At 34.9% G+C, this 12,989-nt stretch carries 18 protein-coding genes and 1 tRNA gene; 12 read left to right on the forward strand and 7 right to left on the reverse strand.

Going from position 1 to position 12,989, the window contains the following annotated elements:
* The 3 genes from J8H85_RS09790 to J8H85_RS09800 all read right to left on the reverse strand — a co-directional run bounded on the left by J8H85_RS09790 (window position 1) and on the right by J8H85_RS09800 (window position 1,343).
* Window positions 1–669, reverse strand: a complete 669-nt coding sequence (locus tag J8H85_RS09790; RefSeq protein ID WP_209655019.1) for a DUF4290 domain-containing protein — start codon at window positions 667–669, stop codon at window positions 1–3.
* Between the two features lie 66 nt (window positions 670–735).
* On the reverse strand, window positions 736–1,029 hold the full coding sequence (locus J8H85_RS09795; protein ID WP_209655020.1) for a DUF493 family protein: 294 nt from the start codon (window positions 1,027–1,029) through the stop codon (window positions 736–738).
* A 173-nt stretch (window positions 1,030–1,202) separates the two neighbouring features.
* Window positions 1,203–1,343, reverse strand: a complete 141-nt coding sequence (locus J8H85_RS09800; RefSeq protein ID WP_209655021.1) for a hypothetical protein — start codon at window positions 1,341–1,343, stop codon at window positions 1,203–1,205.
* Between the two features lie 57 nt (window positions 1,344–1,400).
* On the opposite strand from J8H85_RS09800, the gene J8H85_RS09805 reads away from it, so the two are divergent.
* From J8H85_RS09805 to J8H85_RS09825, 5 genes are all read left to right on the forward strand, one after another.
* Complete coding sequence (locus J8H85_RS09805) at window positions 1,401–1,940, forward strand: AAA family ATPase (RefSeq protein WP_209655022.1); 540 nt, start codon at window positions 1,401–1,403, stop codon at window positions 1,938–1,940.
* A complete protein-coding gene (locus J8H85_RS09810; RefSeq protein WP_209655023.1) occupies window positions 1,941–3,845 on the forward strand; it encodes a RecQ family ATP-dependent DNA helicase in 1,905 nt (634 codons plus the stop codon).
* Window positions 3,842–4,789, forward strand: coding sequence for a methionyl-tRNA formyltransferase (fmt, locus tag J8H85_RS09815; RefSeq protein ID WP_209655024.1), 948 nt, complete (start codon window positions 3,842–3,844; stop codon window positions 4,787–4,789). Before J8H85_RS09810 ends, fmt begins: the two co-directional genes overlap by 4 nt.
* 189 nt (window positions 4,790–4,978) lie before the next feature.
* On the forward strand, window positions 4,979–5,251 hold the full coding sequence (locus tag J8H85_RS09820; protein ID WP_117178369.1) for an HU family DNA-binding protein: 273 nt from the start codon (window positions 4,979–4,981) through the stop codon (window positions 5,249–5,251).
* A 123-nt stretch (window positions 5,252–5,374) separates the two neighbouring features.
* Window positions 5,375–5,935, forward strand: coding sequence for a YqgE/AlgH family protein (locus J8H85_RS09825; protein WP_209655025.1), 561 nt, complete (start codon window positions 5,375–5,377; stop codon window positions 5,933–5,935).
* On the opposite strand, the gene J8H85_RS09830 is transcribed toward J8H85_RS09825, so the two are convergent.
* Entirely contained in the window at window positions 5,932–6,774 is an 843-nt protein-coding gene (locus J8H85_RS09830) for an aminotransferase class IV (RefSeq protein WP_209655026.1), read from the reverse strand. The genes J8H85_RS09825 and J8H85_RS09830 overlap by 4 nt on opposite strands.
* Before the next feature lie 58 nt (window positions 6,775–6,832).
* Window positions 6,833–7,222, reverse strand: coding sequence for an START-like domain-containing protein (locus J8H85_RS09835; RefSeq protein ID WP_209655027.1), 390 nt, complete (start codon window positions 7,220–7,222; stop codon window positions 6,833–6,835).
* Window positions 7,223–7,352: 130 nt separating this feature from the next.
* Here J8H85_RS09835 and J8H85_RS09840 point away from each other — a divergent pair.
* From J8H85_RS09840 to J8H85_RS09870, 7 genes are all read left to right on the forward strand, one after another.
* Window positions 7,353–7,429, forward strand: a tRNA-Met gene (locus J8H85_RS09840).
* A gap of 547 nt (window positions 7,430–7,976) precedes the next feature.
* Window positions 7,977–8,264, forward strand: coding sequence for a helix-turn-helix domain-containing protein (locus J8H85_RS09845; protein WP_209655028.1), 288 nt, complete (start codon window positions 7,977–7,979; stop codon window positions 8,262–8,264).
* 67 nt (window positions 8,265–8,331) lie between these two features.
* Window positions 8,332–9,537: a primase-helicase family protein gene (locus J8H85_RS09850; protein ID WP_209655029.1), complete on the forward strand. Its 1,206-nt coding sequence runs from the start codon at window positions 8,332–8,334 to the stop codon at window positions 9,535–9,537.
* Window positions 9,538–9,743: 206 nt separating this feature from the next.
* The gene (locus J8H85_RS09855) at window positions 9,744–10,598 is read left to right on the forward strand and encodes a toprim domain-containing protein (RefSeq protein ID WP_209655030.1); all 855 of its coding nucleotides are present in this window, start codon (window positions 9,744–9,746) and stop codon (window positions 10,596–10,598) included.
* Complete coding sequence (gene mbpA / locus J8H85_RS18940) at window positions 10,582–11,097, forward strand: mobilization protein MbpA (protein WP_245243777.1); 516 nt, start codon at window positions 10,582–10,584, stop codon at window positions 11,095–11,097. The genes J8H85_RS09855 and mbpA overlap by 17 nt, the downstream gene beginning before the upstream one ends.
* The gene (locus tag J8H85_RS09865) at window positions 11,094–11,957 is read left to right on the forward strand and encodes a relaxase/mobilization nuclease domain-containing protein (RefSeq protein ID WP_209655031.1); all 864 of its coding nucleotides are present in this window, start codon (window positions 11,094–11,096) and stop codon (window positions 11,955–11,957) included. Before mbpA ends, J8H85_RS09865 begins: the two co-directional genes overlap by 4 nt.
* Before the next feature lie 16 nt (window positions 11,958–11,973).
* Window positions 11,974–12,288 carry a DUF6730 family protein gene (locus tag J8H85_RS09870; protein ID WP_209655032.1) on the forward strand — a complete coding sequence of 105 codons (315 nt, stop codon included), beginning with the start codon at window positions 11,974–11,976 and terminating at the stop codon, window positions 12,286–12,288.
* 81 nt (window positions 12,289–12,369) lie between these two features.
* Here J8H85_RS09870 and J8H85_RS09875 read toward each other — a convergent pair whose 3' ends face one another.
* Both J8H85_RS09875 and J8H85_RS09880 read right to left on the reverse strand, forming a co-directional pair.
* Window positions 12,370–12,642: a hypothetical protein gene (locus tag J8H85_RS09875; RefSeq protein WP_245243778.1), complete on the reverse strand. Its 273-nt coding sequence runs from the start codon at window positions 12,640–12,642 to the stop codon at window positions 12,370–12,372.
* Window positions 12,643–12,663: 21 nt separating this feature from the next.
* A complete protein-coding gene (locus J8H85_RS09880) occupies window positions 12,664–12,975 on the reverse strand; it encodes a hypothetical protein (RefSeq protein ID WP_209655033.1) in 312 nt (103 codons plus the stop codon).
* Between the last annotated feature and the right edge of the window lie 14 nt (window positions 12,976–12,989).

Genomic DNA, 12,989 nt, shown 5'->3' on the forward strand with positions numbered 1-12,989 from the left:
TTAGAAGCGTTTTCTTTTATAATTAGAAGCGTTTTTTTTATGATGTCCGCCTTTTTTGTTGCTCGTATTACTGTTGCTGTTAGAAAATTTCGTTTTACTGCGCATTAAACTTGTTGCGTCCGATAAATCTTCATCCGAATTTTTCAAATTTATTTTACCTCCAGAAAGTTCATATAAATGTCCATAAATCACATCATCTTCCACGGTGTCTTTGTTCCAATTTAAAAAACACTTTTTCATGTGGTTGGCAATGGTGTAGGTTAAAGCTTCTTTTAATTCGCCATCTTCCCAAGTATTTGCCACATCAATCATGGTTTTAATATTATTTCCATAAAAACGGTATTTAGGGAAATTCTGTGGGTATTTTAAAGGCTCTGGGTGTTCTTCCAAAAGTTCCTTTGTGGGCTTATCATAAGGAGAATCCACATCCAATTCAAAATTAGACATGATGAAAAGTTGATCCCAAAGCTTGTGTTGGAAATCTGGAACATCTCTTAAATGCGGTTGCATGTTTCCCATTACCGAAATAATGGCTTTCGCAACTTTATTACGTTCTTCCTTTGTATCGCGGGTTTTGGCGTAATTAATCATTTTCTGCATATGGCGTCCATATTCAGGTATAATTAAATGTTCACGCTCTGTGTTGTATTCTAAATCGTCTATTGTCAAAATAATTTGTGTAGAGTTAATGTTTGGGCATGTAGTTGTTATGCCTGTGCAAAATACAAAAAAAAACTAAAGACTTATTACGCCTTCTACTTTTTCTGCTACTTCTTTGTACTTTTCTATAACAACCTCAGGGCTTTTCAACAAAACATTTACAGAAATGCTCGTGTATTTGCCGTTTTTAGACTCAATGGTGTTAATAACAGCCCCCATATTATCAAATATAGATTCTACCTTAGCAATATTGGAAACATCCGATTTAATAATAAACTTATATAAATATTCCGATGGCCAACTAGCTGTATCGTATAATTGCGCTCTTAATTTTTCGTAAAATTCATCAGAATTTGGAGGTGTACTCATAGTGTATTTATCTACTGCAAATATACATTTAGTAAGTGTATTACAAAAAAATAAAAACACTTAAAATTTGGGCGTTTCCCTCCTCCCTCGGGTCGGGCTATCCGCTATATCTTTTTAAAAAGTTTTCGCCTGTACAAAGAACAAACCAATCTACTTATTTGCGCTAAGTACCATCATTTTGTTTCATTAATTTTTAAAAAGGATACCGCTTCTATCCCTAACGCACCTACCCGAAGTAAAATTTCAAACGCAGCACCCATCAAACCTGTAATTGTAAATTCGTAATTCATAATTGTTAATTCGTAATTCTTCATTCGTAATTCATAATTGTTAATTCATAATTCATAAATTTACAGCTTAAAATTTCTCTATTGAACACTAAAAAAATTGTAATAACTGGAGGCCCAGGCACAGGAAAATCCACTTTAATAAACGAGCTCATCAAACGTGGTTACACCTGTCTTGAAGAAATTTCGCGTCAAATTATTCTAGACGCTAAAAAAAAAGGCATAGACCAATTGTTTTTAACCGAACCTTTACTGTTCAGCGAAATGCTTTTAAAAGGAAGAAAACAACAATTTGAAGACGCCAACAAACTAGAATCCGACCTTGTTTTTTTTGACAGAGGCGTTCCCGATGTACTGGCCTATATGGATTTTATTGGAGACACATATCCGCTACATTTCATCAACACCTGCAAAAACACCGAATACGACACCGTTTTTATCCTTAAACCTTGGGAAACCATTTACACCAGCGATAACGAACGCTATGAAAGCTTTGAGCAAACCCTGGAAATACACGACCATTTGCTAAATACCTACCAAAAATTCAACTACAAGTTAATTGATGTGCCCTTTGGTACCGTAGAAAACCGAACCGATTACATTTTAAGCCTATTAAAAGCATAAATGGAACAACCCATAAACATACTGGAACGTTATTGGAATTTCACCGAATTCCGCCCCGAACAAGAGGCCATTATAAACGCCGTTATTGAAGGGGAAGATACGTTTGTACTCCTACCAACAGGTGGTGGTAAATCCTTATGTTTTCAAATTCCGGCATTGGCAAAAGAAGGTATTTGCGTGGTTATTTCGCCATTAATCGCTTTAATGAAAGACCAAGTCCAACAGTTAAACGATAAAGGCATTAAAACCATGGCACTCACCAGTGGCATCACTTACAGCCAGTTGGATACGCTTTTGGATAATTGTATTTATGGCAATTACAAGTTTTTGTACCTCTCGCCCGAACGTTTACAACAAGAGCTTGTACAAGAACGCATCAAACAAATGCATGTTAATTTAATTGCGGTAGATGAAGCGCATTGCATCTCGCAATGGGGTAGCGATTTTAGGCCTGCCTATAAAAACATTGCGTTGTTACGTCAACTACAACCCACCGTAAATGTAGTAGCCTTAACAGCATCGGCAACCCCAAAAGTGGTAGAAGATATTATAAAGGAACTCGATTTTATTCAACCTAAAATATTCAAACAATCGTTTTCCAGACCCAATTTGGGCTATATGGTGTACCATGAAAACGATAAATACTACCGCATTGAAACCATTTTAAAAAAATACAAAGAACCATCAATCATTTACGTTCGAAATAGAAAATTAACTTTAGATGTGTGTTCTTTTTTAGAATCTAAAAATATTTCGGCCACCTTTTACCATGGCGGTTTGCCCAATATAGAAAAAGACACGAACATGACGCTTTGGTTGCAAAACCAAAAACAAGTGATGGTAGCTACCAACGCCTTTGGTATGGGCATAGACAAACCCGATGTTAAAACCGTTATCCATTTAAACCTGCCCGAAAGCATGGAGAGTTATTTTCAAGAAGCGGGTCGTGTAGGGCGTAATGGCGAAAAAGCTTTTGCTGTTATTTTAAAAAACAATAGTGATGAAGTATCTGTAAAAAACCAATTTTTAAGTGTTTTGCCAACGGTGGATTTTGTTAAGCAAGTGTACCGAAAATTATGCAGCTACTTCCAAATATCGTATGGTGAAGGCGAATACACGACCTTTGACTTCGACTTTAATTCTTTTTGTAAAGCCTACAACTTCAATGCGATTCTAGCGTATAATGCTTTATTGTTGTTGGACAGAAATAGCATCATTACGCTATCTAAACAATTCAAAAATAAAGTATCGGCACAATTTATTGTATCGAGTGCAACACTTTTTAGTTATCTAGAAAACCATACCAATTTCAATCTAATCGTAAAGTCAATGCTTCGTATGTACGGCGGTATTTTTGACCATGATTGCAAAATTGATTTGGGTAAAATTTCTGAAAAAGCATCTACTTCAGAAAACACTGTAACGCAAGTACTTCAAAAGTTAGCAAGCGATGAAGTTATCAACTTGCATCTAGCAAAAACCGATGCGCAAGTTACCTTTATAGAACCGCGGGAAGATGATAAAACCATCAACCGCATTGCCTCCATCATCGAGCAACAGAACGATTTAAAAAAGTATCAAGTTAAATCCATACTAGATTATATTGAAAATGATTCTGTGTGTAAAAGCGTGCAACTCCTCACCTATTTTGGAGAGAAAGATGCAAAACCTTGCGGTATTTGTTCGGTATGTGCAAACACGAAAAAACCAGTAAAACCACAAGATATTAATACCATTAAAAAACGTATTATAGAATTATTGGAAACTGGCGACCAATCATCCAGAAACATGATAGCTGCTTTAAATTGTAGCGAAACCGAATTAAAAAACGTTTTAAAATTACTTTTAGAACATCAAATAATAGCAATAACACCAACAAACACGTATAAATTAAGTCATTTATGAGGAATTTAAGAATTGTATTTATGGGTACGCCCGATTTTGCCGTAGCAACTTTAAAAACTTTAGTTGAAAATCAATACAATGTTGTGGGTGTTATAACCGCACCTGACAAACCTGCTGGACGCGGACAAAAGCTTAACGAAAGTGCCGTAAAACAATACGCCATATCGCAAAACCTAACCGTTTTGCAACCTACAAATTTAAAAAATGACGATTTTTTAAACGAACTAAAAGCGTTAAACGCCAACCTGCAAATTGTTGTTGCTTTTAGAATGTTGCCCAAAGTGGTTTGGCAAATGCCAGAATACGGCACGTTTAATCTGCATGCTTCCTTATTACCTAACTATCGTGGTGCCGCCCCAATTAATTGGGCAATTATCAATGGTGAAACCAAAACCGGGGTTTCAACCTTTTTTATTGATGAAAAAATTGATACCGGAGACATGATTCTTCAAGAATCTATTGATATACTGCCTGAAGAAAATGCAGGCAGTCTTCATGATAAATTAATGGACATTGGTAGCCAATTGGTTTTAAAAACAGTTGAACTTATAAAAGAAGGAACGGTTAAAACCATGCCTCAATCCGAATCATCGGATATTAAAACCGCATACAAATTAGATAGGGATAACTGTAAAATTGATTGGAACGATTCTTTAGAAAACATTTACAACCTAATTAGAGGTTTAAGCCCATACCCTGCGGCGTGGTGTACTCTAATAAATGGATCTGATAATTTAGATGTAAAAATATACGAAGTAGAAAAAGCAACGGAAGCACACAACCAAAGTATTGGCACCATTATTTCAACAAAAAAAGAATTAAAAGTCGCCGTATCAAACGGTTACATAATTATTAAAGAAATAAAGCTTCCTGGTAAGCGTAGCATGGATGTAAAATCGCTTTTAAATGGATACGTTTTTGAAGCAAATGCTAAAATGCTCTAAACCCTTATTCTCATTGAGATAGTTCATTTTATCGATAAAACATGTATTCTTTATTAACAAAAGCGTTTATTTATCAACAATAATGTGCATTTCCCTTGCTATTACTTGCATGATTGCATAATCCGTATAAATTTGTAGTAGGATTTAACAAAATGTTTAACCAATTTTATTAATATTAAATTTTTTATTATGAACAAAACAGATTTAATCGATGCAATGGCAGAACACGCTGGAATTACTAAAGCAGCTGCAAAAAAAGCATTAGAATGTGCACTTATTGAAATTGAAGGTGCTTTACAAAAAGGTAACCGTGTTTCTTTAGTAGGATTTGGCTCTTGGTCAGTTTCTAAAAGAGCTGCAAGAGAAGGTAGAAACCCACAAACTGGAGCTACTATCAAAATTAAAGCTAAAAAAGTTGTTAAGTTTAAAGCTGGAGCAGATTTATCAAACGCTGTAAACTAAGTATTTACATCTTTCATATTAAAAAATGTCTTCAGTTTTTGAAGGCATTTTTTTTATATTTCACCAAAACAGTTGCTTTTTTAATAAAAAAATATTAGATTTAGTTACTAATTCCTCGATAGTATGGTAACAACAACACCAAAAAAAGGCAATTTGTTAATCGCTGAACCTACCATTATTGGCGATGTTTCTTTTAACCGATCCATTATTTTATTAGCAGACCATTCTTCAGAAGGTTCTATTGGTTTCATTTTAAACAAACCATTAAATTATACCATAAACGATTTGGTACCTGAAGTAGAAGCAAATTTTAAGGTTTACAATGGAGGTCCCGTAGAACAGGATAATTTATACTTTATCCATAAAGTACCACACTTAATTCCTAATAGTATTGAAATTTCTTTAGGTATTTATTGGGGTGGCGATTTTAATAATGTGGCAGAACTGATTGCTAAAGAAATTATAAGCGAAAACGATATTAAATTCTTTCTTGGGTATTCTGGATGGGATGCAGACCAATTAGAGAAAGAACTGAAATTAAATTCGTGGGTAGTTACCGAAAATATTTATAAAAACAGCATCATCGAAAAAAACTACGAAACCTTTTGGAAGGAAAAAATGTTAGAGTTTGGTGACGAATACAGTATTTGGAGCAACGCGCCAGAAAACCCCAACTATAATTAACTTAAACGTAACTTCACATTTAGTTTTTGCAAAATTGATTTTGAAACTTCAGTGTTAAACAACTTCTTGCGGTATTTTAAAACAGGTTGAATACCAACAATAACATTGGTTATGAAAATTTCATCGGCTTTTTGAAGCTCAAATGGCGACACCGATTCTTCTATCAATTCATACTCCGGCATCGTTTTTAAAATCTCCATGATTTGTTTTCGCATAACACCTTTTAGGCAACCATCATTCACCGGTGGTGTTTTTATAACATTTCCTTTTACAATAAACACATTACCGTTTAATGCTTCAATAACATGCTTGTTGGTATTTAAAACCAAACAATTATGCAACTTATTTTCTTTAGCATAAATACTTCCAACTACGTGAAGCGCTTTATTATTCGTTTTTAACGTAGAAAGTAAACTGGGTGACACATAATAATCTTTAAACAAATCAACTTCATAAAAACCATCACTAAACACATAAAAATCATTTTCCATTTGCTTAGCAACTATTGCAAAACTCACATCGTTATCTGTTGGTAAATACAATCCGCCTTCGTTTCTATGAACTAATAACTTAACCCTTGCCGATGCGTTGGTTAAATTGTTGGCATTTAAAGTGTTTTGAATCTGTTCTTCAAGAAATTCCATGGTGAAATTCATAGGAATCTCCATACGCATAATACGCATTGAAGCCATCAATCTAAAATAATGATCTTCCCAAAACAACAATTTTCCATGTGATGCTTTTATGGTTTCAAAAAGAGCATCGCCATAGGCATATCCTCGATTGTTAATTGATATAAATTGATTATCTGCTGTAATAGTTCCGTTAAAATTTGTCATAAAAAAAAGTCCCGAAGTAAATTCGGGACAAATATAATTTAAATAAATTATTTTAGAATTAAGACGAACCTAATACTTGCTTTAAACTAGAAATTTGATTTTCCCAAAGCATTTTAGATTCTTCAACTTCGTCTTCTTCAGCAAAATCGGTGATAATTAACGATACATCTTTAGTAATTTCATCTACCTGAATTTTAATTTCAAAATAGGATGTTTGGTCTTCATCATCGTTCAACCATCTAAATTTAATGCGCTCGCCTGTTTTTTTGCTTATCAATTTCGCTTTTTCCTCGCTATCATCCCAAATAAAAGTAAACAATTCACCTCTAGAATTCACATTATCTGAAAACCATTCCGATAAACCAGAAGGCGTAGATATATATTGATAGATTAATTGAGGTGATGCTTGTATTGTAAATTCAATTTCAAATTTAATTTTTTCGTCCATAAGTACTATAAAATATTAAGTTCCCAATATATACATTAATTAATAAGTACCGTAATAAATTTTAATAATAATTTACTTAAGTAATGTTTGCAGACAATAATTTTGTTTTTATATTTGCAGCCTTAAATTAGGCGAGGTAGCTCAGTTGGTTAGAGCGTCGGATTCATAACCCGGAGGTCGGGGGATCGTGCCCCCCTCTCGCTACCAGTGATAACAAGGGTTTCAAGAGATTGAAACCCTTTTTTTATTCCACAAAATAGCGTGGGTACAACATAGGTACAACATTTATATTTTTTATAGCAACTCATACTAATTGTCTTTAATTGACTTTTTTTGATGTTAAAAAATATTATTTACCTGATTTCTTAATAGCAAATTAAGTTTTTACAGCTTTAAATCCGATAATCTAAAAATTGTTAGTCAATTAAATTCATCCGCTTTTAAATTCTTTCTTTAAGTATTTATTTGGATTTTTCATTGTTAATAACTCCACTTCTACTCAAAAACTATCCTTTTTAGGTCATTTAATTTATTATTAAACATTATCAATTCATACCAATTAAAATGCATTGACTTCTAAGGTCATAAAAATTAGTTTATTTCAATTTAATATGTTGTTTTTCAGTATTTTGTGAACAAATAATTGATTTTATCTTTTCTTTCAACAGCCACGTTTTATACCTTTATTACCATAATCCCTTAAGGGAAAACAAAAGCGCTTTTGTTCATTTTATTAATCTATAAAACAATAAAAATGGACACTATTTTAATACTGGAACGATTAGATCGTTTAGAAAAACTACTCATAGGGAGCAAAGAAGTATTAACCTTTGATGAAGCCAGTGATTATACGGGCATATCCAGAAGTTATCTATACAAACTCACAGCTTCAGGAAAAATTCCACACTCCAAACCCAACGGTAAGATGCTCTTTTTTGACAAAAAGAAGCTTGTGGAATGGCTACTTCAAAATAAGCGCCAATCACAACAAGAACTCCAAGATGAAGCTTTACCTAATACCTTACACCATAAAGTTAACTAGGTAACACTTTCATTCAACTATTTATTAACGACACCTTAATTTTTAATTAAGTTGCTAAACAATTACTATGAAAAATATACCCTATATACGTGTCGGCACGTCCTATTACAAACGTGTCAAGGCTCCAACCATTGCAGGGCACTTTAACGAAATCCTGGTACACTGGAACATGGAGACCATCAAACAGGACCATGGCAAAGACCACTTAAGCAAAATCCCAAAATATGATGGCTTTACCTGTATTCCAAGCCATGTAGATTTCAAACAGGAATATTTAGGGTTCTATAACATCTATTCCCCTTTGGGTAAAGCGCCCAAAGAGGGAAATATTACGTTGTCCCTCAAATTCGTAAAACACATTTTTGGAAAGCATTACGAACTGGGATTGGACTACCTCCAATTGTTATATCTAAAACCCATCCAGGTACTTCCCATATTATGTTTGGTCTCCAAGGAACGCTCCACGGGAAAAAGTACCTTTTTAAAATGGCTCAAGGAAATCTTTGAGAACAACCTGACCTATTTGACCAATGACAGTTTTAGCAGCCAGTTCAATGCCGATTGGGCAAACAAGCTGTTGATATGCATCGATGAAGTTCTGTTCAATAAGGAGGAACTCACGGAGAGGATCAAATATCTAAGTACCACCAATATCAATAAATTGGAGGCCAAGGGCAAGGATAAACGCGAAGTTGAGTTCTTTGGTAAGTTTATCCTGTGCAGTAACAATGAAGAAAGCTTTATAAAGATAGATGCCAATGAAACCCGATTTTGGGTAATCAAAGTGCCCGTTCTGGAAGAAGAAGAGACCAACTACCTGGAGAAATTGATTGAAGAGATTCCCGCATTTCTTTATTATCTGGCAGACCGAAAGCTACATTCAAAACACCTAACACGCATGTGGTTTACGGCGCAACAGATAAGAACCAAGGCATTGGTAAAACTGGTACAGAACAATCGCAACAGGGTTGAAAAGGAACTGGCAAGCATCCTGATGGGTGTCATTGAAAAATTTGATTTGGAAGCCGTAGACCTTTGTCCCATGGATGCCCTGTTGGCATTGAACAGGACACGGGTAAAAACGGATCTGACCCAACTGCGGAGATTGCTGAAAAAAGATTGGAAACTGAGCAATAGGGACAACTCGAACAGTTACCAAAAATTTGTGATTTGGACGGACGGGGATATGACCTTGGTAGATGCCAAAGGGCGCTATTTTACCGTTGGGAAATCTTTTTTAACCGAAAATTTTGATGATTTGATGACAGAATAGAAAACCTGCCGTATTTGTTGGGCTAAAGCTGTCATCATTATATCATCATTTAGTCATCAAAAAAATAATGATGACAAAATAGAGATATAAAAAACCAAGAATGATGAATTGATGATATTTTGATGACTAAACAAAGCTACTGTTTATAGGGCTTTACAGATGAAATCATCAAATCATTAAAAAAACAACCTAAAACACATTGGCTTATGAAAAGAAAAATAAATTGTGAAACAGCCCGTAATTTTTCAGTGGAAAAGGCACTGGAAAAATTAGGGCACTTTCCCAAAAGGACAACGGAACAAGAAGCTTGGTTTCTAAGTCCATGGCGGTCAGAAACCCAAGCCTCTTTGAAAGTGTCCAGAACCAAGAACCGATGGTACGACCACGGCGAGGGCATAGGAGGCAATGTGATCGATTTGGTATGCAGGATTTTAAGATGTACTATAAAAGAAGCTCTGTCCTTTTTAGATAATAATAACTCTATTGGTTCCATCAAAAGGCAACCCTTTGACAATACCTTGGAATCCCTGATTCAAATTATAGAAGTGAAGGAATTGGAACATTCTGCCTTGCTCCAATATATAAGCTTAAGGGGTATCGCCAAAATGGTTGCCAAAACCTATTGCAAAGAAGTATGGTACCGCTATAAAGAGAAAATCTTTTTTGCTGTGGGCTTAAAGAACCATAAAAATGGCTGGGAATTAAGGAATAGGCTTTTTAAAAACAGCAGCAGCCCAAAGTCCTATACCTACATCCAAAACAAAAGCAAACAACTCATTCTATTGGAAGGAATGTTCGACCTATTGTCATTGGCCATGTTGGATGCAGAACTTTTGAACACCTCGGATATACTCGTTTTAAATTCCCTGGCTTTTATTAGGGACGCTGAAAAATATTTTGAAACATATAATTTGGTACACCTTTATTTGGATAGGGATGCAGCTGGACTTAAGGCTACCAAGTATATAATTGATAGGCACAAACATGTTTTGGATAAAAGTAATAGATATGAAAACCATAAAGATTTAAACGACTTGTTAAACCATGAAAAAGGAAGATGAGAATGATTTTTATTTTAAAGATGAACCGAAGCAGATTCTAAAGATTCCTACTGAAGTAATCGGTCAATCAGATAGTTTGGAACTTGATCTGGAAAAGGATCTATCGGAAAACGAAAAGCTTGTGGGTAGGAATTCGAGATGTGTGCCTGTGGACACATTCTCGTTTGCTCCCCTTGGTCGCAAAGGAAAAAAAGTGTTTAAGGGGAAGGGAGACCTCGTTAAGTTTCGCTGTTCCGTTTATGAAAAGAAACTTTTGAAAGTGAAGGCCAAAAGAACAGGTTTGACATTAAGCGAATATATAAGACGTAGCCTATTTCAAATAGAAATCACGGAACGGTTTACTGATGAACATATCCAGAATTATAAAATGCTCATTAAATACCATAACAATTTTAAGTCCATTGGAAACATGTACAAAAAACGAAATCCAAAGCTTACCCAAGAGGTATATGACCTGGCAAACGAGATTAAAGCACATCTTAAAAAATTCCAACCATGATAGGCAAAGGCAAAAGCATATCGCACACCATGGCATCCATGTCCTATGGATGGAACCAGGAAAAGGATGCAGAAATTGTGCTGAAGGAATTTCTACATGGTGATACACCAAAAGAAATCACCAAAGAGTTCAAAATGCTCCAGGAACAAAATTACCATTGCACCAAAAACACATTGTCCTTTGTAATCAGTCCAACCATTGAAGATGGCAAACGGTTGGGAAAGGAAGAGCTGCATGCCATTGCCAAACGCTTTATACATGAAATGAAATTGGGCGAACGGCAAGCCATCGCATTTGTACATCAGGATAAGGAGCATAAGCACATCCATCTATATGTCAACCGTATTGATTTTAGAGGGGCTGCCTATAACGATAGCTTTATTGGGAAACGGAGTCAGCAAGCTGCTGAAAAGGTAGCGGAACACATGGGACTGACAACGGTAAAACAGATCCAATTTGAAAAGGAGTTCAATCTAAAGGAAATCCGAACGGAAATAAAGCGGCGGCATGATCTGGCCATGAAACAGTTCCAGCCCAAATCCTTTGATGATTATGTAAAAGCCATGCAGGTAAATGGCGTTAAGGCCATCCCGACCATTAATAACCAAAACAAGCTACAGGGCTTTCGGTTTGAATTTGATGGTCATAACCTGAAAGGTAGCGAAGTGCATCGCAATATGTCTCTTGGTAATATTGGAAAACAGATATCAGGTATCCACGGTGCAAGAATATTAAAGGAAAACAATGTAAATATCAAACTAGCTTGTAAGGTGGTTGATTTGACACCGAGCTTAGCCCTGAAGATTACAAAGTTCATTATTAAAAAAGCCATTAATAAAGGAATAGATATAGGATATTAAATTAAAAACAGCAACTATGACAAAACTTGAAGAACTGACCACATTATTGGTCAACGAGCTCAATGACTTTAACAAGGGCATTGAAAGACTGGAAAAAATCAGTGTACAATTAAAAGACACCAAAATTAAGATGGATGTAGCGGAATATAAAGCCATTATTGAAGAGCATCAAAAAGAAATGGCATCTCAATTAAATAGCATTGAAGGTTTTAAAAAGCGGTTTAATGATAAGATTGAACAGGCTAAGATATATCCCAATTGGGCGGTGGTTGTTTTTATAGTTTGTATTGTAGTTACCTTAGCTCTAGTTTCTTACATATTTCTAAAATGATAAACTAATAGTAGAGTGATAATACCATTTTATTTTAGCTCTTTCAACATAGCATTAACGTCATCCAAAAACTCACCTTCATCAAAACGGCAATAATTTATTGGCCAACTCCAACGTTTTGCGAATATCCATACCATGATCCTTGATATGAGGTGGACAATAGGAATCACCTTGAGTCGCCAATATACTCACATTGATTAAGGCTGCAATAATAGTAAACAAATCAAGATACCCTTCAAACTGTAAATACTTAGCTTTAAATTTATCCTTTTGAATATCGGAAGGTTGTAATGTTTCTAATTTATACTTTGCTGATTTTATTAATTTCTTGAGCTTTTTCTTTTCTTTTTTCATAGCTATTGAAGTATTAGAGTTCTACTTTCTAAGGATTTTTGTAATCTCATCTAAGGCAACCATTTGTTCCCTAGGCAATAGATTGATGATGAATTCCAATGCTACTATAACATTAGACTTAGGATTAGCATTGGAAAGTGGAGATAATGAAAAGGTGGCTTCTCCCTCAAGTGCCAATACGCAGGTTTTCAGTAAACAGGATATATTGAATAGAAGTTCGTCATTGTCACCTATTGGAAATTCGCCTTTCATCATAGGTTTATGGTTGCATGAATATCCAGTAGGCTTCAAAAGTCCATCTCTATGTGATAATGCTCCTTGAATTCTTTTCAATGTTTTTTTATGTT

This window comes from Mariniflexile gromovii, assembly GCF_017814435.1.
Lineage (GTDB): Bacteria > Bacteroidota > Bacteroidia > Flavobacteriales > Flavobacteriaceae > Mariniflexile > Mariniflexile gromovii.